This window comes from Pradoshia sp. D12 (assembly GCF_008935075.1).
GTDB lineage: Bacteria > Bacillota > Bacilli > Bacillales > Pradoshiaceae > Pradoshia.
This window is the reverse complement of record NZ_CP044545.1, coordinates 3,048,946-3,072,768: the sequence shown is the minus strand read 5'-3', so window position 1 is coordinate 3,072,768 and position 23,823 is coordinate 3,048,946. Positions and strand designations below refer to the sequence as shown.

The 23,823-nt window shown below is 39.7% G+C and carries 19 protein-coding genes and 1 other annotated feature; of the genes, 16 read left to right on the top strand and 3 right to left on the bottom strand.

Going from position 1 to position 23,823, the window contains the following annotated elements:
- Positions 1-40: 40 nt before the first annotated feature.
- From F7984_RS14790 to yihA, 16 genes are all read left to right on the top strand, one after another.
- Positions 41-1,774, top strand: a complete 1,734-nt coding sequence (locus F7984_RS14790) for an ABC transporter ATP-binding protein (protein WP_066109241.1) — start codon at positions 41-43, stop codon at positions 1,772-1,774.
- Positions 1,764-3,620 carry an ABC transporter ATP-binding protein gene (locus tag F7984_RS14785; protein ID WP_140462248.1) on the top strand — a complete coding sequence of 619 codons (1,857 nt, stop codon included), beginning with the start codon at positions 1,764-1,766 and terminating at the stop codon, positions 3,618-3,620. Before F7984_RS14790 ends, F7984_RS14785 begins: the two co-directional genes overlap by 11 nt.
- A 92-nt stretch (positions 3,621-3,712) precedes the next feature.
- Positions 3,713-3,964 (top strand): hypothetical protein, encoded by a 252-nt coding sequence (locus F7984_RS19175; protein WP_192796816.1) that lies wholly within the window; start codon positions 3,713-3,715, stop codon positions 3,962-3,964.
- A gap of 501 nt (positions 3,965-4,465) precedes the next feature.
- Positions 4,466-4,709 (top strand) — a binding site (T-box leader).
- Positions 4,710-4,801: 92 nt separating this feature from the next.
- Positions 4,802-6,532 (top strand): acetolactate synthase large subunit, encoded by a 1,731-nt coding sequence (ilvB, locus tag F7984_RS14780; protein WP_139892825.1) that lies wholly within the window; start codon positions 4,802-4,804, stop codon positions 6,530-6,532.
- Positions 6,529-7,047, top strand: a complete 519-nt coding sequence (ilvN, locus tag F7984_RS14775) for an acetolactate synthase small subunit (RefSeq protein WP_066108669.1) — start codon at positions 6,529-6,531, stop codon at positions 7,045-7,047. Before ilvB ends, ilvN begins: the two co-directional genes overlap by 4 nt.
- Positions 7,048-7,075: 28 nt before the next feature.
- Entirely contained in the window at positions 7,076-8,107 is a 1,032-nt protein-coding gene (gene ilvC / locus F7984_RS14770) for a ketol-acid reductoisomerase (protein ID WP_066108666.1), read from the top strand.
- Positions 8,094-9,632, top strand: coding sequence for a 2-isopropylmalate synthase (locus F7984_RS14765; protein ID WP_066108665.1), 1,539 nt, complete (start codon positions 8,094-8,096; stop codon positions 9,630-9,632). Before ilvC ends, F7984_RS14765 begins: the two co-directional genes overlap by 14 nt.
- Before the next feature lie 23 nt (positions 9,633-9,655).
- Positions 9,656-10,765, top strand: a complete 1,110-nt coding sequence (leuB, locus tag F7984_RS14760; RefSeq protein ID WP_066108663.1) for a 3-isopropylmalate dehydrogenase — start codon at positions 9,656-9,658, stop codon at positions 10,763-10,765.
- Positions 10,766-10,804: 39 nt separating this feature from the next.
- A complete protein-coding gene (gene leuC, locus F7984_RS14755; RefSeq protein ID WP_066108660.1) occupies positions 10,805-12,229 on the top strand; it encodes a 3-isopropylmalate dehydratase large subunit in 1,425 nt (474 codons plus the stop codon).
- A 1-nt stretch (position 12,230) separates the two neighbouring features.
- Positions 12,231-12,818: a 3-isopropylmalate dehydratase small subunit gene (leuD, locus tag F7984_RS14750; RefSeq protein WP_066108658.1), complete on the top strand. Its 588-nt coding sequence runs from the start codon at positions 12,231-12,233 to the stop codon at positions 12,816-12,818.
- A 134-nt stretch (positions 12,819-12,952) separates the two neighbouring features.
- Positions 12,953-13,966, top strand: a complete 1,014-nt coding sequence (locus F7984_RS14745) for a tetratricopeptide repeat protein (protein ID WP_066108655.1) — start codon at positions 12,953-12,955, stop codon at positions 13,964-13,966.
- 164 nt (positions 13,967-14,130) lie between these two features.
- Entirely contained in the window at positions 14,131-15,420 is a 1,290-nt protein-coding gene (gene tig / locus F7984_RS14740) for a trigger factor (protein WP_066108652.1), read from the top strand.
- Between the two features lie 405 nt (positions 15,421-15,825).
- Positions 15,826-17,085, top strand: coding sequence for an ATP-dependent protease ATP-binding subunit ClpX (clpX, locus tag F7984_RS14735; protein WP_066108651.1), 1,260 nt, complete (start codon positions 15,826-15,828; stop codon positions 17,083-17,085).
- A gap of 479 nt (positions 17,086-17,564) precedes the next feature.
- The gene (gene lonB, locus F7984_RS14730; protein ID WP_066108648.1) at positions 17,565-19,229 is read left to right on the top strand and encodes an ATP-dependent protease LonB; all 1,665 of its coding nucleotides are present in this window, start codon (positions 17,565-17,567) and stop codon (positions 19,227-19,229) included.
- A gap of 234 nt (positions 19,230-19,463) precedes the next feature.
- Positions 19,464-21,788 (top strand): endopeptidase La, encoded by a 2,325-nt coding sequence (lon, locus tag F7984_RS14725; RefSeq protein WP_139892829.1) that lies wholly within the window; start codon positions 19,464-19,466, stop codon positions 21,786-21,788.
- On the top strand, positions 21,785-22,366 hold the full coding sequence (yihA, locus tag F7984_RS14720; protein WP_066108642.1) for a ribosome biogenesis GTP-binding protein YihA/YsxC: 582 nt from the start codon (positions 21,785-21,787) through the stop codon (positions 22,364-22,366). Before lon ends, yihA begins: the two co-directional genes overlap by 4 nt.
- A 308-nt stretch (positions 22,367-22,674) precedes the next feature.
- Here the strand turns inward: yihA and F7984_RS19170 are convergent, their stop codons facing one another.
- Genes F7984_RS19170 through F7984_RS19430 form a run of 3 tightly spaced genes read right to left on the bottom strand, consistent with a single transcriptional unit; the run spans position 22,675 to position 23,813 of the window.
- The gene (locus F7984_RS19170; RefSeq protein WP_181162052.1) at positions 22,675-22,836 is read right to left on the bottom strand and encodes a hypothetical protein; all 162 of its coding nucleotides are present in this window, start codon (positions 22,834-22,836) and stop codon (positions 22,675-22,677) included.
- A gap of 41 nt (positions 22,837-22,877) precedes the next feature.
- Complete coding sequence (locus tag F7984_RS14715) at positions 22,878-23,498, bottom strand: DUF4241 domain-containing protein (protein WP_225983616.1); 621 nt, start codon at positions 23,496-23,498, stop codon at positions 22,878-22,880.
- 15 nt (positions 23,499-23,513) lie between these two features.
- Positions 23,514-23,813, bottom strand: coding sequence for an SMI1/KNR4 family protein (locus F7984_RS19430; RefSeq protein ID WP_225983615.1), 300 nt, complete (start codon positions 23,811-23,813; stop codon positions 23,514-23,516).
- Positions 23,814-23,823: the final 10 nt, after the last annotated feature.

The window sequence follows — 23,823 nt, the reverse complement described above, 5'->3', positions numbered from 1 at the left end:
AGGATGTAGTCATATGTCGGTAACGAAAAAAGGTGAAGGTATGGGGTATTTACGAAAATATATAAAGAAATATGGAGTTTTATTTACGGTTGCGATTCTATTTTTAATGGTTGAAGCCATTTGTGATTTGCTTCTGCCTACGATATTAGCAACGATGATTGATAAAGGTGTAGCAAATAAAGACCTTTCTTTTGTATTGGAAATGGGCGGAGTGATGTTAGTTGTTACGGCAGTAGGTGCGTTGGGTGCGATAAGCAGGAATATAATCTCCAGTAATATTTCGCAAAAAATGGGAGCCGAACTTCGCTCTGATTTATATAAAAAGATACAGTCTTTAAAACTCGTGCAAATGAACCGTTTTGAAGCAGCGACTCTAGTTACAAGGCTTACAAATGACGTAACGCAGGTGCAAGTATTTGTGAACGGCTTGATGAGAATTATGGTGAAGGCTCCATTGATTTGTATAGGGAGCATTATCATGGCAGTCCGTTTAAATGCTTCTATATCATGGATTCTATTAATTATTATTCCGATTGTAGCGGGTATCATTATGCTGAATCTGAAACTTAGCTTTCCTTTCTTTATCCGCGTTCAAAAAGTGACAGATCGCTTGAACGGGGTAATGAGAGAATATTTATCCGGCATACGGGTGATCAGGGCATTCAATCGTTCTAAGTTTGAGAAGGAGCGTTTTGAAGAACGGAATGATGATTTGGCAGAAACCTCTATTAAAGCTATGCGAGTAATGTCTGTATTTAGTCCTGGAATCATGCTAACCGTGAATTTTGGAATTGTGCTCGTCCTTTTAGTGGGCGGTTGGAATATAAATAATGGACAGATGCAGGTTGGACAAATTGTTGCCTATGTGAACTATATGACTCAAATCTTAGTATCTTTATCGATGATTTCAATGATATTTAATTTCTTTGTTCGGGCAAGGGTATCTGCCGGAAGGATTGGAGAAGTATTTAATACTGAGGAGCCTCCTTCAACACTTGATACATCTGGAAAAGCTATTGATAAAGAAGGTATCTTTTTTAATCAAGTTGGTTTTTCATACTTTGGAACGAAGGACTTTGTAGTAAAAGATGCTACCTTTCATGTAAATATGGGAGAGACAGTTGGGATAATAGGTTCAACCGGATCAGGAAAGAGCAGTCTGGTTAACTTGATTCCTAGATTGTATGAACCTTCTAAAGGTGCCATTTATATGAATGGGGTAAACATTCAAATGATGGACCCAGCTTTATTGAGAGAGTCTGTGGCATATGTGCCTCAGAAATCTATATTATTTACGGGAACGATTAAAGAAAATATACTTTGGGGAAATGGGAATGCCAGTATGGAAGAGGTGGTACAGGCAGCCAAGGCAGCCTGTGCCCATACATTCATAGAGGCTTTGCCCAATGGGTATGATACTCATCTTGGACAGGGCGGAATTAATCTTTCCGGTGGCCAAAAGCAAAGATTATCGATTGCCAGAGCCCTGTTGAAAAAATCATCTGTTTTAATTCTTGATGATTCAACCAGCGCACTTGATGCGGTCACGGAGAAGCAATTAAAGGAATCATTAGGGGAAAGAACGAAAGGGTCGATGATTTTTTTGATTGCCCAAAGAATAACCTCTGTTATGGATGCCGACAAAATTATCATTATGGATAATGGGAAAATAGTAGGTATTGGAAATCATGAAGAGTTAAAAACACATAATCCGGTTTATCAGGAAATTATACGTTCGCAAATAGGTGAGGAGATGGTTAGCCATGGCAAATAAATCGGAGAATGGAAGCAAGCCCTCACAGCCGCAAATGCCGAAACCAGGGGGAAGAGGCCATGGCCATGGTGCGGGCCGATTTGCTCCTGTAGAAAAACCTAAGGATTTTACGGGAACTCTTAAACGGATTTGGGGATTTTTTGGGTCTGAAAAGAGAAGTCTGTGGATTATTTTTGGCTTTGTTGTTATTAGTTCAGCTATCAGCTTATTTGTTCCCTATTGGATTGGAAGAACAGTCGATACGATTGCAATGGAATCAGTTGACCTGAACTTATTACATATGATGATTCTAATTTTGGCTGTGGTCTATGTAACAGATGGAATATCCAGTTTGCTCCAGGGCTGGATGATGGTCCGAGTTTCTCAGCGGGTTGTTCAATCTTTAAGAAGCAAGCTATTTCATAAGCTGCTTAAATTACCAATCGGTTATTTTGATTCGCATGCCCATGGCGATATGATGAGCAGAGTTACAAATGATATCGATAATGTCAGCAGTAGTATTTCTCAATCGACTACGCAGCTGATGGGTGGAGTCATCACAATAACGGGATCATTTATTATGATGCTAATATTGAGCCCCATTTTGACGGTTGCTGCATGTATTACGATACCATTTATGTATTTGCTAACGAAAATGATTGCTAAACGGACACGGGTTTTATTTCGGGAACAGCAAAAACATTTAGGCAAATTGAACGGACATATAGAAGAAACGATATCCGGAACGCTTATTATTAAAGCCTTTAATAGAGAAAATCAAGTGGTCGAGACGTTTGAAGAAATCAATGGTAAATTATTTGAATCAGGAAGGAAGGCACAAATCTGGTCAGGTTATTTAATGCCATTAATGAATGCAATTAATAATCTTGGACTGGCCGCGATTGCAATTGTAGGCGGTATCTTGGCTGTAAATGAAGCTGTAACGATTGGGGTGATCGCCAGTTTTGTCAGCTATTCAAGGCAGTTTACGAGACCGTTAAATGATTTGGCCAATATATTCAATCTATTTCAGTCTGCAGTTGCAGGTGCTGAACGAGTATTCCAGGTGATTGATGAGAATGAAGAGACAAAAGATGGCGAGCATGCGGTTCCACTCCGGCATTCAGAAGGAAATGTAACGTTTAAGAATGTTTCATTTGGATATGACGCAAATCACCCCATCTTAAAAAATATCAGTTTTGAAGCAAAAACGGGCAGCCACAATGCGCTAGTGGGACCAACTGGTGCAGGGAAGACAACCATTACGAATCTCTTAACCAGATTTTATGAGGTATCTGAAGGGAGCATCTTAATCGATGGGGTAGATATTCGTGATTATACAAGAGAGAGCTTAAGAGATACGTTTGGGATTGTGCTGCAGGACACGTATTTGTTTACGGGAACCATTAAAGAGAATATAAAATATGGCCGGTTGGATGCTACAGATGAAGAAATGATTGAAGCTGCCAGAACGGCAAATGCTCATTATTTTATTACAAGACTTCCAAATGGCTACGATACGATGCTTCTAGAAAATGGCTCGAATCTCAGCCAAGGGAACAAGCAGCTGCTAGCTATTGCCCGGGCAATATTAAAGGATCCAGCAATCCTGATCCTGGATGAGGCAACGAGCAGTGTAGATACGAGAACAGAGCTTGCCATACAGAATGCTATGCGTAAAGTGATGAGAGGACGTACCAGCTTTGTGATTGCACACAGGCTCAGTACGATTCGCGAGGCAGATAAGATTATGGTCATTGATGACGGCCAAGTCAAAGAGAGTGGAACGCATGAAGAATTATTACGTCATAAAGGTCGATACAGTGAAATGTATGAAAGCCAGTATAAAAATATCCAGACTTCATAATGTGAAATCCTGTGGTAATTGATCCGCAGGATTTTTTATTGAATTATATGTAATTAATATGGAAATTATATGCTACTATTAAAATAGTATTTATGAAGGAGTTCGATTGCTTTGAAAAAAAGACGACCCTGATACTATTTGTCCTTTCATTCATCTATCTATCATTGGCCCAAGCATTAAGTTGGAATAAATACTTTGTTGTTTGGGAGGGTAAGGTATATGAAATAAAGGAAGATGAGGCAATAGATCCTCGGGAAATTGGTAAATACATAGGCAAGGTGGAGTCAGGGCAGATGACAATACCGGGCATTATAAAGGAAACGGCTCTAACATTTACCCTGTAGGCACTAAGTATTATACATAAAAAAATAAATCCTCTGATTCGGGCATTGCTGTTGAAATCGATAACCAACAATGGAAGAAAGCCGAGTTTATCCATGAAGCACCATTCCGTTTTACCGATCTGTTTGAGAAATACCTGCCGTATACACTTTTATCAGTTATTGTATCTATTATTTTAGTAAAATACATAGCAAGAAGAAGAGCATCGCAATAAATTCCAGAGCTTATAGGCTCTTTTTTTTGTGTGAAAAATAGAGATGAAATTTCATTTATTTCTTTTAATTACAAATGATATTGCGATGATAAAAATTTTAAAATAGGAAAACCGCTTAGCAAAAACAATGAAAGCGCATACAATTATTCAGAATTAATTAAATAGTCTAATAATTTAGAAAAATCAGTTGACTATGTGTCTGGAAGGTCGTATTATAAATTTCAACGAGATAACAAATTAGTAATTATTTGGATTTATAATAGTGGAACTAATAACAAGAATTTAATAAGTAGAAGCGATGATAAGGATAAGTAGTAAGTGGGCTGAACAGTTACAGAGAGCCGATGGTGCTGAGAATCGGTACTGTTTCCAAGTATGAACTCCCCTTTGAGCGTCTGTATGAACTCTCCAGTAATACAGACCGGGTTTGACCGATCAACCCGTTATCAAAAGTAAAGAGTGCATGATTGATGAAATCAATTATGAATTAGGGTGGTACCATGGAAAGGACAACAAGCCTTTTCATCCCTGCGTTTCAATTGGGAAACGTATGTGATGAAAAGGCTTTTTTATTTTTAAAAAAGACCTGGCAAATAAGCCTATCACTAAACAGGAGGTAGATTCCATGTTGGAGAAAACAGCTCTTGCTGAGAAGAAAAGCCTACAAACTGAAATAAAAATCAGCGGAGCCGAGATGTTGGTCAATTCCCTGAAAAAGCAAGGAGTGGAGGTTTTATTTGGATACCCCGGAGGTGCCGTTCTACCCATTTATGATGCACTTTATAAATCGGGATTGAAGCATATATTGCCAAGACATGAACAAGGCGCAATCTATGCGGCTGAAGGATATGCAAGGATAAGTGGAAAGCCAGGAGTGGTAATTGCTACATCTGGTCCCGGAGCAACCAATATTGTCACAGGTCTTGCTGATGCCATGATGGATTCCTTGCCTTTAGTCGTTTTTACCGGTCAGGTTGGTACAGGAGTAATCGGAACAGATGCTTTTCAGGAGGCAGATATTTTAGGAGTTACAACACCGATCACAAAGCATAATTATCAAATTCGAAATACGGCAGATATTCCAAAAATCGTGAAGGAGGCCTTTCATATTGCTTCAACAGGACGCCCAGGGCCAGTCCTCATTGATATTCCGAAAGATATGGCTCAGCTAGTAGCTATAGAAGAGGAACCTGAAACAATCCATTTGCCGGGATATCAGCCAAAGTATGAACCTAATTATTTGCAGATTAGAAGACTCGTAGAAGCAGTCAGTTCTTCTAAGAAACCCGTTTTCTTGGCTGGTGCAGGTATCCTTCATGCGAAAGCCTCAAAGTACTTACTTGAATATGCTGAGCAACAGCAAATCCCAGTCGTTAATACATTATTGGGACTTGGCAGTTTTCCTCCGAGTCATCCGCTTTACATCGGAATGGGAGGGATGCACGGAATATACGCAGCCAATATGGCACTGTCTGAATGTGACCTATTAATCAATATTGGTGCCAGGTTTGACGATCGTTTAACAGGTAATCTATCAAAATTTGCACCGCATGCAATGGTTGCCCATATAGATATTGATCCTGCTGAAATCGGTAAAAATGTTCCGACGGCTATCCCGGTTGTAGGAGATGCCAGGCATGCTCTGAAGCATTTAATCAAGCAGAATGGCAAACAGCCAGATAACGAGGGCTGGAGGAAGCAAATTCAGAATTGGCTGGAGGATGCACCATTCTATTATGACAAGGGGAACGGTCAGCACCTGAAACCACAGAGAATTATGGAAATGATTTATGAAATGAGTAATGGGGATGCCATCGTGACAACCGATGTTGGTCAGCATCAAATGTGGGCTGCCCAGTATTATCCTTTTAAGCGTCCGAATGCATGGGTAACCTCCGGAGGACTTGGCACGATGGGGTTTGGATTACCGGCTGCGATTGGAGCACAAATTGCTGAACCAGATGATTTGGTTATCTCCGTAAATGGTGATGGGGGTATCCAAATGTCCATTCAGGAACTTGCTGTTATCGCAGAACTGAACTTGCCGGTAAAAATTATCATTATCAATAATGGTTCTCTTGGAATGGTACGCCAATGGCAGGAAATCTTTTATGAATCCCGATACTCAGAAAGTGTATTTCGTTCCCAGCCCTCCTTCAGCAAGCTGGCTGAAGCTTATGGAATAAAGGGATTCGATATCCGGACGGAGGAAGAAGCTGAAAGGGTATTTAACGAAGAATTTAGTAAAGATAGTCCAGTACTAATCAATATTTTTGTAGAACCTAAAGAAAATGTATACCCAATGGTTGCACCTGGAAAGGGAATTAATGAAATGGTAGGGGTGAAGAAAAATTGAAAAGGATCATCACTTTAACCGTTCTAAACAGACCGGGTGTCCTTAACCGGATTACCAATTTATTTACGAAACGAAATTATAACATTGAAAGTATTACGGTAGGGCAATCCGAAATGGAGGAGAGAGCGCGAATAACTTGTGTTGTAAACGTCGAATCCGTGCAAATTGCAGAACAAATTACCAAACAATTAAATAAACAGATTGATGTCATAAAGGTACAGGACATAACAGATCAATCCGTTGTAGCCAGGGAGCTTGCGTTAGTAAAAGTAACAGCCACTCCCCAATCGAGAAGTGAGATTTACTCACTCATTGAGCCTTTTAGAGCTTCGGTTATTGATATTGGCAAAGAAAGTCTTGTGATTCAAATAACCGGCGAATCAAATAAAATAGAAGCTTTTATCGAATTAGTCAAGCCGTACGGAATTAAGGAATTAGCTAGAACAGGCACTACCGCTTTTGCCCGCTCCACTCAAATGGGCAACCAGGGAACAAAGAATTATTCAATTGTCTAAATAAAAATGAAAAAGGGAGAGAACAATTATGGCAAAAATGTACTATCAAAATGAAGCAAATGAAGCAGCTTTATCAAATAAAAAGGTAGCAGTTATTGGATATGGATCACAGGGGCATGCCCATGCACAGAACTTACGGGAAAGCGGATTTGAAGTAGTTATTGGATTGCGAGAGGGTAAATCTTGGAACCAGGCGGTTGAAGATGGATTTGATGTTAAATCTGTTAGGGAAGCAAGCGAGGAAGCAGATGTAATCATGATTCTCTTACCGGATGAACATCAAACAAAAGTATATAAAGCAGAGATTGAACCAGTCTTGCGGAAAGGTCATACACTGATGTTCGCTCATGGTTTCAATGTCCATTATCATCAAATTGTTCCTCCGGCATTTGTAGATGTATCCCTAGTGGCGCCAAAAGGACCGGGCCATTTAGTCAGAAGGACATTTGAACAAGGGGCAGGTGTTCCAGCATTATTTGCCATCTATCAGGATGTGTCAGGTGAAGCAAGAGAAGTTGCATTGGCTTACGCAAAAGGGATTGGAGCACTTAGGGCAGGAGCTCTTGAAACTACATTCAAGGAAGAGACCGAAACAGATTTATTTGGAGAACAGGCAGTACTTTGCGGGGGACTTACCTCCTTGGTAAAGGCAGGTTTTGAAACGCTGACGGAAGCTGGCTATCAGCCTGAGCTTGCTTACTTTGAATGTTTACATGAATTGAAATTAATTGTTGATCTCATGTATGAAGGCGGCATGGAAGGGATGCGCTATTCCATTTCTGATACCGCTCAATGGGGTGATTTTGTTTCAGGTCCCCGCGTAGTTGGCCCGGCTGTTAAAGAAGAAATGAAGCAAGTGTTAAAAGAAATTCAGAATGGCACATTTGCAAAAGGATGGCTGCTTGAAAATCAAGTGAACAGACCTGTATTTAACGCGACACAGGCACAGGAAAATGCACATCCAATTGAACAGGTAGGCAGAGAACTTCGTCAAATGATGCCATTTATTCAACAGCAAAAAAAGAAACAGAAAGAAGTGGTCGGCAGTGCGAAAAATTAATATTTTTGACACGACCTTACGTGATGGAGAACAATCTGCCGGAGTCACTCTTAATTTGACCGAAAAACTGGAGATAGCCAAACAATTAGAAAAAATGGGTGTAGATATCATTGAGGCTGGTTTTCCCGCAGCCTCTCCAGGAGATTTCGAATCAGTGAAGAAAATTGCTGATTTAGTCAAAAATTCAACGGTAACAGGACTGGCAAGATCTGTGGAAAGTGATATTGATGCAGTGTGGGGAGCTTTAAAGCAAACGGCCGACCCGAGGATACATGTCTTTCTTGCTACATCACCCATACACAGGCAGTATAAGCTGAAAATGACGGAGGATCAGGTAGTTGAAGCTGCCGTGGCTTCGATCCGTTATGCTTCGAAGTATTTCCCGGTTATTCAATGGTCAGCTGAAGATGCTTGCCGAACAGAGCTTCCATTCCTGGCTCGGATTGTGGAAGAAGCTATCAAAGCCGGAGCAAAGATCATCAATATCCCGGATACGGTTGGTTATATCACACCGAAAGAATACAGTGAAGTCTTCCGATATCTAATGAGCCACGTTCCATCTATAGATCAGGTTACGTTGTCTGCCCATTGCCATGACGATTTAGGATTGGCGACCGCCAATTCTATGGCAGCGATTCTGGCCGGAGCGACTCAGATAGAAGGTACCATTAATGGAATTGGTGAACGGGCCGGGAATACTGCACTGGAAGAAGTAGCGCTTGGCCTATATACAAGAAAAAATTTTTATCAGGCAGAAACCGGCTTGGTTCTTAGTGAAATTAAACGTACAAGTGAATTGGTCAGTAAACTGACAGGTATGGTAATCCCGCCAAATAAAGCTGTAGTAGGTAAAAATGCCTTTGCACATGAATCCGGCATTCATCAAGACGGTGTGCTTAAAGAGAAAACAACCTACGAGATAATTGAACCTGAATTAGTTGGATTAAGTTCTAACTCCATGGTGCTTGGTAAGCATTCAGGCCGGCATGCATTCCGTACAAAATTAGAAGAGTTAGGCTTCCCTGTGTCGGATGAAGAAGTTAATCACCTTTTCAAAGTATTCAAGGATCTCGCAGATCGTAAGAAAGAAATGACAGATGATGATATTGTCGCGTTAGTACTGGAAGAGAAAGTAACAAAAGAGGATAACTATTATGAATTAATTTCCATTCAGGTTCAATACGGAACCAATCAGATTCCTACAGCAACCGTTACATTGTCAGGGGTAAATAACGACAGAATACAGGAGGCCTCCACTGGAGCAGGGAGTATTGAAGCGTTATACAATACGCTCGAGCGTTGCATCCAGAAACCAGTTAAGCTGCAGGATTACCGTATTCAATCAGTTGGCGGCGGCAGAGATGCGTTGGCACAGGTGTTTGTAAGAATTATTTATCAGGGAGTGGAAACAAGCGGACGGGGATTAGCCCAGGATGTGTTGGAAGCGTCGGCCAAAGCGTATTTAAATGCTATTAACCGAGTGATTTTAACAGTAGAGCACCAATCAATGGTGATCACGAATTAATCAATAAGGGGGATTTCTTCGATATGAAAAAAAACATTGCTGTATTGCCGGGTGACGGAATTGGACCAGAAATTATGATAGGAGCCCTCGAAATCCTCAATGCTATTGGTGAACGATTCGGGCATGAATTCGTCTTTGAATATGGGCAAATTGGCGGGGCAGCGATTGACACGGAGGGTACCCCTTTATCTGAAAAAACGATTGACCTTTGTAAACGAAATGATGCCGTGTTACTTGGAGCAGTTGGCGGTCCGAAATGGGATCATAATCCCCCGGAGATGCGACCTGAGCAAGGGCTGTTAAAAATCCGCAAAGAGTTAAATTTATACGCAAATATGCGTCCAATCAGTTATTATGCCAGCATCGAGGATTCATCACCTTTGAAAAAAGAAATCATTGATGGTACGGATTTTTTAATCGTGAGGGAACTAACGGGCGGGTTATATTTTGGCAAACCGAGTAAGCGTAATTATCATGATGGCATGGAATCTGCTGTCGATACTCTGTATTACGAACGCGAAGAAGTAAAGCGGATTATCACACTCGCTTTTGAATTGGCAAAGGAACGAAAAGGAAAGGTAACATCCGTTGATAAGGCAAATGTATTAGAATCAAGCCGAATGTGGAGAGAGGTGGCAGAAGAAGTAGCCAGTGAGTATCCAAAAGTGAAGCTTGAGCATATGCTCGTAGACAACGCAGCGATGCAGCTTATCCGTAATCCAAGGCAATTTGACATATTGGTGACTGAAAATATGTTTGGTGATATTTTGAGCGATGAGGCAAGTGTCTTAACTGGTTCACTTGGAATGCTCCCTTCAGCAAGTCTTTCTGAAAATGGTTTGCATTTATATGAACCAATTCACGGCTCTGCCCCGGATATCGCAGGCCAGGATAAAGCTAATCCAATTGCAATGATTCTGTCTGTTGCATCGATGCTTCGCCATTCCTTCCAAATGGAAGAAGAGGCAAGTATAGTGGAACAAGCGGTGAAAAATGTACTGGACTCCGGCAAACATACAATAGATATATCAGGAGATGGAAAAGTGCTGTCAACTACGGAAATGGCCAGGGCTATTAAGGAAGAAATTTTGCAGAAGGACGCTATTTTTCACATTATGGAAGCGTACGCGTAAAAAAAATTAAAGGTATCAATAAAATGAGGAGGGATCTATGTGGGTAAATCGATCGTGGATAAAATCTGGGAAAATCATATAGTGCACAAGGAGGCGGGAAAACCAGATTTATTATACATCGATCTGCATCTCGTTCATGAAGTGACTTCTCCTCAGGCATTTGAGGGTCTTCGCCTAAAGAAAAGAAAGGTACGCAGACCAGATTTGACCTTTGCAACAATGGATCATAATGTCCCCACCATTAATCGTTTTGTAATAACAGATGAGGTGGCGAAAAGGCAATTGACAGCACTTGAACGGAATTGCCAGGAATTTGGAGTACCTTTAGCAGGCCTTGATAGTGAAGACCAGGGAATTGTCCATGTGATTGGACCTGATTTAGGCTTAACCTGGCCGGGAAAAACCATTGTTTGCGGCGACAGTCATACATCTACACATGGTGCATTTGGTGCATTGGCCTTTGGAATTGGCACGAGCGAAGTGGAGCATGTATTAGCGACGCAAACCATTTGGCAAAACAAACCGAAAACGATGAAAATTGAAATAAACGGTTCACTCCAAAATGGGGTTACTGCAAAGGATGTCATTTTATTTATCATCACTCAAAATGGAACGAACTTTGGTAACGGCTATATTTTGGAATATGCAGGCGATGTAGTACGTAATATGTCGATGGAAGAGCGCATGACTATGTGTAATATGTCTATTGAAGGCGGCGCTCGTGCCGGTCTGGTTAGCCCGGATGAAACTACTTTTTCTTATATGAAGGGCCGGAAATATGCTCCCGTGCCGGACGAATTCGAGGAATATTGTAAGCGGTGGTCAGAATTGGCCAGTGATGCTGATGCAGATTATGACAAAGTAATCTACATGAATGGAGATGATATTTCTCCTATGGTCAGTTGGGGTACCAATCCTGGGATGTGCAGCCCGGTAACCGGGAATATCCCTCATTCAAATTCAATGAAGCCAGCAGCAGCCAAAACATTACAGCGAGCGCTAGAATACATGGGTCTTAAAGAAGGTCAGGCAATTACAGATATACCGGTTCAGCATGTATTTATTGGTTCCTGCACAAATTCCAGGATAGAAGATTTAAGGGAAGCGGCTGAAATTATCGATGGTAATAGGGTTGCTGCAGGAGTGAGAGCAATGGTCGTTCCAGGCTCACAGGCTGTTAAGAAGATGGCAGAGGAAGAAGGTCTGGATACGATTTTCAAAGCAGCTGGATTCGAATGGAGAGAAGCAGGCTGCAGCATGTGCTTAAGTATGAATCCAGATGTGGTGCCGGCAGGTGAACATTGTGCTTCCACGTCGAACCGTAATTTTGAAGGAAGACAGGGCACTGGAGCAAGAACGCATTTAGTATCTCCGCGCATGGCAGCAGCGGCAGCGATTTACGGAAAGTTTGTAGATATCAGAGAAGCGGTGAATCCTATGATTTCTGGAAAAGGAGGTCACTAAAATGGAAAAAATGACAGTCTATACAGGTAAACCTGTTATTCTTGAACGCGATCATGTCGATACAGATCAGATTATACCGAAGCAGTTCCTAAAGCGCATTGAGCGTACCGGGTTTGGCAGGTATGTGTTTTTTGACTGGCGTTTTCATGCAGATGGAACCGAGCGAGACGATTTTGAACTGAATCAGCCTGAAGCTAAAGGTGCGACCATTTTGTTGGCAGGTGAAAATTTTGGATGTGGATCCTCTCGTGAGCATGCCCCATGGGCACTGGGGGATTATGGGTTTAAAGTAATTTTAGCTTCCTCCTTTGCAGATATTTTTCATCAAAACTGTTTGCAAAATGGAATACTGCCGATAACCTTAGAAAAAGAGACTCTTGCTTCACTAAAGGAATTTATACGTAAAACACCGTTGGATCTAACGGTTGATCTACCTAATCAAGAATTGAGAGCACAAGAAAACGTACTTGCTCGATTTGATATTCATCCATATTGGAAGAACATGCTGATTAATGGTTGGGATGAAATTGAACTAACGCTTCAGTATAATGAAGAAATCAATCAATACGAACAGAGAATACTGGCATAGACTACAAGATATATAGTCTATGTTTTTTTGCGTTTCATTGTTTATTGAGTGAATAACAGAAAGATTTTTTGTTTTTCATGGAAAGGCATGCTAAACTAACGACAATTAATTCAAAAAAATCAAGGCGGTTTGTTATGAAGAACACAAAAAGTGAACGAAAGGATGAAAAGGTAATTCCTTTTCCTAATCTGGCACAATTGCTCCTCAAAAAAGGTATGCAAGCCATGGAGGAGAAAAAATTCAAAAATGCCCGTGAATTATTTGGCCAGGCGTATGAATTGGAACCGGAAGATGAAGATATCAATATCGGATTGGCTCTGTCACTTGTAGAGCTCGGGAATTACCAAGATGCAAAAGCTATAGTGAATAAGATGATGGGAAATGGAATTGGAGAGTATTTTCATGTCATCAATATTTATTTAATGATCCTTCTGCAATTAAATGAACATCGCGAGATTATATCGGTAGTCGAAGCGTTATTGGAAGAAAATCAAGTACCTGAAGGCAGAGTTGAATCATTAGAACATCTATTGGCTATGAGTAAACGAATTGTGGAACAGGGCAGCGAACAGGAATATTCAGATGATTTTCCTGAATTTAAAGTCGAATCACCTCAAATTCAGGAGGAAGAAATAAAAGTTATTTTGGAAACCGGAACGATGCAAGAGCAATTTTTTATGCTATCTTCACTTGCAGGGCAAAATATTAGACCGTGGGTAGGGCTGCTTTGCCAATATTTAATAGAAGAAAAACATCCTTTTTTAAAAACCTTTACTTTATCCATATTAAAAGAGCAGGAAGTGGATAAGATTGTAGAGGTGGATAAGTTCGGTCAAACTATTACAGTGAATATAGTAGACTTACCAATTGTTGAAGAAACGCATTTTTTATCTGACATACATAAAACCTTACGTGACAGGTTGGAAAATAATAATCCTATCATGTTCGAACAGGCAATGGAAATGGTTAAAAGGCATAATATCCTGCTTTATCCATTGAATATACCGAATCTCGAAGGATGGGCAGAAGGCTATTATCGAATTGTGTCGGAAGCCTATGGAATCGATTTGAAGGAGCCTGATGAAAGGATAAATATAATTATAGAGGAAATCAGGAATCTAGAGGGGATGACTTTCCCTGTTATTTGAGGGTCCAAGTCTTGAAACGTAGGAAACCTATGTTATAATATAGTGGTTGCAATATGCATTGGTACAGTAAGGCTGTACTGCCTAAGATCAATAAATCTAGTTGCACATAATATCGTGTTAAGAGAAAACGATTATTAGGAAATATATATAGTGGAGGGAAAACCATGTCTGCAAAATGGGAAAAGCTTGAAGGGAACAGCGGTGTATTAACTGTTGAAGTACCGGTTGAAAAAGTAAACGAAGGCTTAGATTCAGCATTCAAAAAAGTGGTTAAACAAGTACAAGTGCCAGGATTCCGTAAAGGAAAAATGCCTCGTGCATTATTTGAAAAGAAATTTGGCGTTGAGTCTCTTTACCAAGACGCATTAGATTTTATTCTTCCAGAAGCATACGCTAATGCAATTGAAGAAACTAAAATCGAGCCAGTTGATCGTCCAGAAATCGATATCGAAAAAATGGAAAAAGGCGAAGCTCTTATTTTCAAAGCAACTGTTACTGTGAAGCCAGAAGTTAAACTTGGCGAATACAAAGGTATTGAAGTTACACAACTTGATACTGAAGTAACTGATGAAGATATCGAAAAAGAAATCAAAACTTTACAAGAGCGTAACGCAGAGCTTGTAATCAAAGAAGAAGGACAAGCTGAGAATGGTGATACTGTAGTTTTAGACTTTGAAGGATTCGTTGATGGCGAAGCATTCGAAGGCGGACAAGCAGATAATTACTCCTTAGAACTTGGTTCTAACTCTTTCATTCCAGGATTTGAAGAGCAATTGGTTGGTCTTGAAGTTGGTGGAGAAAAAGATGTTGAAGTTACTTTCCCAGAAGAATATCATGCTGCAGAATTAGCAGGAAAACCAGCTGTATTCAAAGTGAAAATTCATGAAATCAAAACAAAACAATTACCTGAGTTAGATGATGAATTTGCTAAAGATGTTGATGAAGAAGTAGAAACATTGGAAGCACTTAAAGAAAAAATCAAAACTCGTTTAGTTGAGTCTAAAAACCATCAAGCAGAGCACCATGTAAAAGACACAGTTATCGAAAAAGCGGCAGAAACTGCAGAAATCGATATTCCAGAAGCAATGATCGACACTGAAACAGATCGTATGATTCAAGAATTTGAACAACGTCTTCAAGCTCAAGGTATGACTCTTGACATGTACTTCCAATTCTCTGGCCAAGACAAAGATGCTCTTAAAGGTCAAATGAAAGAGGAAGCTGAAAAGCGTGTACGCATCAACTTAACTCTTGAAGCAATCGCTAAAGCAGAGAACCTTGAAGTTACTGAAGAAGAAATCAACACTGAAGTACAAGCAATGTCTGAGCAATATGGCTTGACTGCTGAACAAATCATCCAAGCGCTTGGCGGAACTGAAAGTGTTAAAGGTGACTTATTAGTAAGAAAAGCAATCGACGTATTAGTTGATAACAGCAAAACAGTAGAAGCTTAATACACATATTAAATAACAAAACAAGGTGCGATTTTATCGTACCTTGTTTTATACATACTATACATACTAATTGCAGGGCCAAAGTTTCGAGAAGATTCGACTTTTAGAATCGAAATATTTTAACACATACATAATTGCTTTTTTCATGAATTAAGTGTAGATTAATTCTAAATAAATAGGATTTAAAACTCTTCCATTTTTGATTTCCAGGATTGAAAGGAGTCAAGAATGGATATTATGTACATATACATAAGGAACAATTAGTTTGGCAAATGAGTACGGCCTTTTTCTTACCTTATATGGGGCAATGTATGTTACAATCCTTACATACCCTTCATTAGTTAATCTGGATCGTAAAGAATTGCAGATTTCATGATAGAGTTCATAATACCAAGGGGTGAAACTATGTTTAAATTTAATGATGAGAAAGGGCAATTGAAGTGTTCTTTCTGTGGGAAAACTCAAGAACAAGTCCGAAAACTCGTAGCGGGTCCAGGTGTTTATATATGTGATGAGTGCATAGAGTTATGCACTGAAATTGTAGAAGAAGAACTGGGTACTGAAGAAGAAGTTGAGTTAAAAGATATACCAAAACCAATGGAGATCTTAGAAATCCTTGATGAATATGTTATTGGTCAAAAAGGTGCTAAAAAATCCTTGGCAGTAGCCGTTTATAATCACTATAAACGTGTAAATTCTAATAGCAAAATTGAAGATGTAGAATTATCTAAATCCAATATTTGCTTAATCGGGCCTACTGGAAGCGGGAAAACACTTCTTGCTCAAACTTTAGCCAGATTATTAAATGTACCATTTGCCATTGCAGATGCTACGTCATTAACTGAAGCTGGTTACGTGGGTGAAGATGTTGAAAATATCTTACTTAAGCTAATTCAGGCTGCTGATTACGATGTAGAGAAAGCTGAAAAAGGCATTATATACATTGATGAAATCGATAAAATTGCACGTAAATCTGAAAACCCATCCATTACACGAGATGTTTCAGGTGAAGGTGTACAGCAGGCGTTGCTGAAAATTCTTGAAGGCACAGTGGCAAGCGTTCCGCCACAAGGAGGAAGAAAGCATCCTCATCAAGAATTCATCCAAATTGATACAACGAATATTCTATTCATTTGCGGTGGTGCATTTGATGGAATCGAACCGATTATTAAACGCCGTCTTGGCCAAAAAGTTATCGGTTTTGGATCAGTTAAAGAAGAAGTTGAAGATAAAAACTTGTTAACTAAAGTTCTTCCTGAAGACATGCTTCGTTTTGGATTAATTCCAGAATTTATCGGACGTTTGCCGGTAATTGCTACACTTGAGCAATTAGATGAGGATACATTAATCCAAATCCTTACTAAGCCAAAAAATGCGCTTGTTAAGCAATTCCAAAAAATGCTTCAACTTGATGACGTAGAACTCGAATTTGAGGACGGAGCGTTGTTAGAAATTGCGAAAAAAGCAATTGAGCGTAAAACAGGTGCACGTGGACTTCGTTCCATTATTGAGGGAATTATGCTGGATGTCATGTTTGAACTTCCTTCCCGTAATGATATTAAAAAATGTATCATTACAGCTGAAGTGATCTCTAAAGGCGAATCTCCAAAAATAATTCTTGTTGATGGAACAACTGAAACAGTTGAAAAGAAAACATCTGCTTGATAAAGATATAAGTTGTAGAAGAGGCCAATCAAAATCTTGATTGGCCTTTTTTGTATTGCAAATGACGTAATTTACAGGTTATCTATTCTTAAATGGATACATGTTTGGAGAGTTAGAAGAAAACAATTGCTTTTATAGGAAGAATAATAAGAGATTGACCCGATTGGAGTAGGAATCCAGCTGATTCCTTCATTAATCCAGCCAATTTTAGATTTTATCCAGCCAAATTCAGCACTAATCCAGCCAATTCAGCTCAAATTCCAGCCAAACGCTAAAGTAGATGGCAGGTTTTGGTGTAGATATATAGAGCTTGAGTCATAAGGATAGCCACCCACTGCGGGAGGAAAGAACACATCTGTGCGCCTCCTCTTATGCTTGTCGAAGCTGATCAGTCGGCTCAGCTTTTTGATGTTTATTCCATCCTTTCTAGGGAGATACTAGCTTGTATCTCAACGATGTGATTTCAGGAGGGTGCTTATATGAGTTGGACTGGTGTGGTTATTGTTATCCAGCTGTTCTTTGGAATAGTGATTGGCATGTATTTTTTAAATTTGTTAAAGGGTCAAAGGGTACAAAAGGTTTCGATTGATCGAGAGGCTAAGAAGGAGATGGATCAGCTTCATCGAATGAAGTCTATCTCATTAACTGAGCCGCTTTCCGAAAAGGTAAGACCAGCACGGTTTGATGATATTATTGGTCAGAAGGATGGAATCAAGGCACTAAAGGCAGCACTTTGTGGGCCAAATCCACAGCATGTACTAATTTATGGTCCGCCTGGAATTGGGAAAACGGCCGCTGCGCGACTGGTGCTGGAAGAGGCTAAAGCAAATATGAAATCTCCATTCAGGCAAACCGCAACATTTGTAGAATTGGATGCCACAACAGCCAGATTTGATGAGAGAGGAATTGCTGACCCACTTATAGGCTCTGTTCATGACCCAATCTATCAGGGCGCCGGAGCAATGGGCCAGGCAGGTATTCCACAGCCAAAACAGGGGGCAGTTTCAAATGCTCATGGCGGTGTCTTATTTATTGATGAAATTGGAGAATTGCATAATATACAAATGAACAAATTATTGAAGGTATTGGAAGATCGGAAAGTACATTTTGAAAGTGCATACTATAATGAAGAGAATCCGAATATACCAAAACATATACATGAAATTTTTCAAAATGGATTGCCTGCTGATTTTAGGCTTGTTGGGGCTACAACGAGAACACCTTCTGAAATTCCGCCTGCGATTCGTTCCAGATGCATGGAAATTTTTTTTCGTGAATTAAATCAGGAGGAACTGAAAAAAGTGGCCAAAAATGCAGTTGAACGGGTGTCCTTAGAGATTAGTGATGAGGCGCTTAATGTCATTGGTAATTTTGCCAGCAATGGACGGGAAGCTGTAAATATGGTTCAGAGTGCCGCAGGTTTAGCCATTACAGAAAATAGAGATTATATTAAAGATGAAGATATTGAATGGATTGTTCAATCCAGCCAAATGTCTCCTAGATATCAAAGCTTTATTGCGAAAGAATCTGCCGTTGGTGTTGTAAATGGTCTGGCTGTAACCGGACCAAGCTCAGGGGCGTTACTTGAGATTGAAGTGACGGTTATTGATGCGGTTGATAAGGGATCAGTTAATATAACTGGAATCGTAGAAGAAGAAAGTATTAATAGTGCTGGAAAATCCATCAGAAGAAAAAGCATGGCTAAGGGATCGATTGAAAATGTGGTGACTGTCCTGAGAACGATTGGCGTACCAGCTGACAAATTTGATATCCATGTTAATTTTCCGGGCGGTATACCGATTGATGGTCCTTCGGCAGGCATTGCTATGGCCGTTGGGATTTACTCAGCTATCTATCAAATACCGGTAAAAAATAATGTTGCAATGACAGGAGAAATCAGCATTCACGGGAAGGTTAAGCCGGTTGGCGGTGTGTTTACGAAAGTGACAGCAGCTAAGTTAGCGGGAGCCGATGTAGTTCTGATTCCGGAAGAAAATATACAAGCCCTGTTAAACCAAGTCGAAAATATTGAAATTAAACCTGTCAGGAACTTAAAGGAAGTATTTCAACTAGTATTCGATCGTACAGCGGCCATTGATACTATTATCGAAAATATGCCACTTTCTGAACGGGAAAGCGGCTGAGGGAACAAAATTAAAAGGCTTGCATCAGAGCGAGCCTTTTTTTTGTCTAATGAGAGTGGGAAATTTTGTTACCTTAAAAATTGATTGAAAGGTGTTACATCCACTTAAATTTAGGGAAAACAAGTAACATGGTTTCGTTTATCGTCCCAAATAGACACAAACCAGTAAATACGATAAAATTGGTAAAAGGCCTATGAATAATACATATATTAGCATGTTTTGGAGGTGCAACAAATGGCAAACACTATGGACAAAAACGTTCCCCTCCTGCCGCTTCGCGGATTGCTTGTTTTCCCAACGATGGTTCTCCATCTGGATGTTGGAAGGGAAAAATCTGTTCAGGCGCTAGAGAAAGCGATGGTAGATGACCATTTGATATTTTTAACTACTCAGAAGGAAGCTTCTACAGATGAGCCCAGTGAAGATGATTTGTATGAAATGGGTACACTCACTAAAGTAAAACAGATGCTTAAACTCCCAAATGGGACAATTCGAGTGTTGGTAGAAGGTTTATCTAGAGCACAAATGGTTTCCTATGAGGATGATAGTGATTTTCTTACAGCGAAGCTCGAAATTATTGAAGATCCAGTAGAGAAGGATCCTGAAACAGAAGCTTTGATGAGAACTTTATTAAATTACTTTGAACAGTACATAAAAATCTCAAAAAAGGTCACAACAGAAACATATAATTCAACTGTTGATATAGAAGAACCCGGCAGACTGGCCGATATTGTTACATCACATTTGCCGCTTAAGCTGAAGGACAAGCAGGAAATACTTGAGACCATTGATGTCAAGGAAAGATTAAACAAAGTAATCAGTTTAATCAATAACGAGAAAGAAGTATTGAATCTCGAAAAGAAAATCGGTCTGCGTGTCAAAAAATCAATGGAGCGAACACAAAAGGAATATTATCTACGCGAACAAATGAAAGCAATCCAAAAAGAGCTCGGTGACAAAGAAGGTAAGGCTGCTGAGATTGCTGAATTTGCTGAGAAGATAAAGGAAGCGGGCATGCCGGCTCATGTCATGGAAACTGCACTTAAGGAGCTGGACCGCTATGAAAAGATTCCGGCAACATCTGCAGAGAGTGCGGTCATTCGTAATTATATTGAGTGGCTGATTGCAATTCCTTGGTCGAAAGCAACGAAGGATGATCTGAATATTAGAAAAGCTGAGAACATCTTAAACAAAGACCATTATGGTCTTGAAAAGGTGAAAGAGCGCGTGCTTGAATATTTGGCTGTTCAGAAGCTTACGAATTCCTTAAAAGGACCAATTCTTTGCCTTGCGGGACCTCCAGGGGTAGGTAAGACTAGTTTGGCAAAATCCATAGCTAAGTCTTTGAACCGTAATTTCGTCCGGGTTTCTCTTGGTGGAGTAAGAGATGAATCAGAAATACGCGGACATCGCCGTACGTATGTGGGGGCTATGCCTGGCCGTATTATACAAGGGATGAAAAAAGCGGGAACCATTAATCCGGTTTTCTTATTGGATGAGATTGATAAAATGTCCAACGATTTTCGGGGGGATCCATCTTCAGCTATGCTTGAAGTTCTTGACCCGGAGCAAAACAATACTTTCAGCGATCATTATATTGAGGAAACCTACGATCTTTCCAATGTAATGTTTATTGCTACAGCCAATGATTTAGCAACGATTCCGGCACCTCTACGTGATCGGATGGAAATTATTAATCTCTCCGGCTATACGGAAATTGAAAAGCTCCATATTGCTAAAGATCATCTGATGCTAAAACAAATCAAAGCTCACGGATTGACAAGAAGCCAGCTTCAAATGAAGGATGATGCGATTATCAAAATCATCAGGCAATATACAAGAGAAGCTGGGGTTCGTACTTTGGAAAGGCAATTGGCGGCAATCTGCCGGAAAGTAGCCAAGATTATTGTTTCAGGTGAGAAGAAAAAAGTTATTGTCACAGAAAAAGTAGTGGCTGAATTTTTGGGTAAACCGTATTTCCGTCATGGCGAAGCAGAGCGTGAAGACCAGGTTGGAGTAGCAACTGGACTTGCTTATACTACATTTGGCGGTGATACCCTTCAAATTGAAGTTTCTTTATCACCAGGTAAGGGCAAACTTGTGTTGACGGGTAAACTTGGAGATGTCATGAAAGAATCTGCGCAGGCTGCTTTCAGCTATGTTCGTTCCAAGGTTGAAGATTTTGGGATTGACAAGGATTTCTATGAGAAATATGATATTCATATTCATGTTCCTGAAGGAGCTGTTCCAAAAGATGGTCCTTCCGCAGGTATTACTATAGCGACTGCCTTAATTTCAGCGCTTACGGGTAAAGCGATCCGTAAGGAAGTAGGGATGACTGGTGAAATAACTTTGCGTGGTCGTGTATTGCCGATTGGGGGATTAAAGGAAAAGTCATTGAGTGCTCATCGTGCAGGACTAAAGAAAGTTATATGTCCGATTGATAATGAGAGAGATATTGATGATATTCCTGAAAGTGTTCGTGAAGAATTAGAATTCGTATTTGTATCACAACTTGATGAAGTGCTGCAACATGCATTGGTAGGTGGAGAAAGTTGAAAATTACTCAAGCAGAGATTGTGATGAGTGCTGTTAAACCGGAACAATATCCAACAGATGGTTTTCCGGAGTTCGCTCTAGCTGGACGTTCAAATGTAGGAAAATCTTCTTTTATTAATAAAATGATCAATCGGAAAGGTTTGGCCCGTACTTCATCTAAACCGGGTAAAACACAAACATTGAACTTTTATAAGCTTAATGAGCAATTATTTTTCGTCGATGTACCGGGATATGGATATGCGAAAGTATCCAAGTCCGAACGTGAAGCATGGGGTAAGATGATTGAGACATACATTACGACACGTGAGCCTTTACGTGCTATGCTCTTAATCATTGATTTGCGCCATAAACCGTCTGTGGACGATGTAATGATGTATGATTTTCTTAAGCATTATGAGATACCTTGTATCATTATTGCAACCAAAGCGGATAAAATTCCAAAAGGTAAATGGCAAAAGCATCTAAAAGTCGTGAAAGACACACTGAATATTATCGAAAGTGACGAAGTGATTTTGTTCTCTTCGGAGACTGGGCTTGGAAAAGATACGGCCTGGAATGCCATACAGGCGCGAATATAAAAATTGATGTGAAAAGAGCTGCATATTAGTTATGCAGCTCTTTTCATATGTATATTCTAATATCAGAAGCTCTGATGAGTATTTTTTGGTAAAGCCCCTAATTCATAAAGGATGGCAGCATCACTATTTTTTCCTTCCCTAAATTTAAATATCATGATACCTGTTTCTTTGATTCGTTGGTTATCCGAAGGAATGTTAAACCAACCACCTTTATAGGTCATCCAGCCGGTATAACGGACAACTAGCTTTTCTCCCTGTTCTATTAAATCATCTATTATCCATTCATCATCCTGAAAAACATTCCTATACTAGTTCATAAATTCTCTCATATCATTTTTTGGGTTATCTGTATTTCTTGAGTGGAATATAAAATGTGAATCTGTAAGCTGATCTAAGAGTTCAAGATTACCTTTCGTAAAGTATTCATCGAACCATATCCTGGCGACTTCTCTTTTTTGATCAGTAATCACTTTATCTCCCTATACTTGTATAAGATGGTCTGACCTTTGTATTATTCCTCATCCTCAAAAGTAATCATTACGCCAACAACCTGTTTGAAAATATTATATTTCACTTTGACTTCATACATTCCATCACCATAGCCAGACATAGAAACCGCACCTCCAGGAACCACTCCGGCTTGTTCATCTGTATCAGTCATATCACAGCATACTACATAGTATTTTGAGCTAGCCTCATCTATCTCTATATCATGGGTATTTATCAGTTCATATGGGATTGTTTCATCTTTTTGAAAAACGTCAAAATCAAAGATTCCTGCTTGTGCTGAATCAACCGCTATTGCTTGAGCGCAATCATGCCATCTCCCGCTTGGTTTCTTTTCACCATAATATACGAACAAATTTTGTACTGCTTCCTCATCAGTGTGTGTAACATATGCTGTCCACTTTCCATTTTTCACATTTAGAAGTAAGACTTGCAGGTCTTCTTCATCTTTATCGTAACATGGGTCCGTAACAATTAACTTCCCACTTTCGATTGTAAATGTGCCTAAGATTTTAGGCTTATTTGTCTTTTTCGGTACATACCAGTCAATAAATTCACTTAAAGTTGAAGCCTTACATTCGCATTTTCCTTTTTTATCATCCCATAGAAAAATCAGCTCTTGCATAAATCTTTTTCGAATTCAATAGCAGAGATTATTTCCATTGATATGGTCACCAATACAAATAAATTCATCAGGCATATTTTTAGGCCGGTTCTCTTGATTTTGCCTAACAATATCCATTGTAAAGGCTAATTGTTCATTAGCTTGAATCGAGTACAAAGTCCATTCTCCGAATGTTGCACCATTTGTTTCTAGAAAGAGTTCCTTGTATTCTTCTGGAAAGGTAGCGCCAAGTGTTCGTTCTGTTTTCTTTAATTCAATTAATGACACTCCGGCTACTTCAATCTTGGGATTAATCTTATTTATTACTTTCTTCATTGTTTCCTCC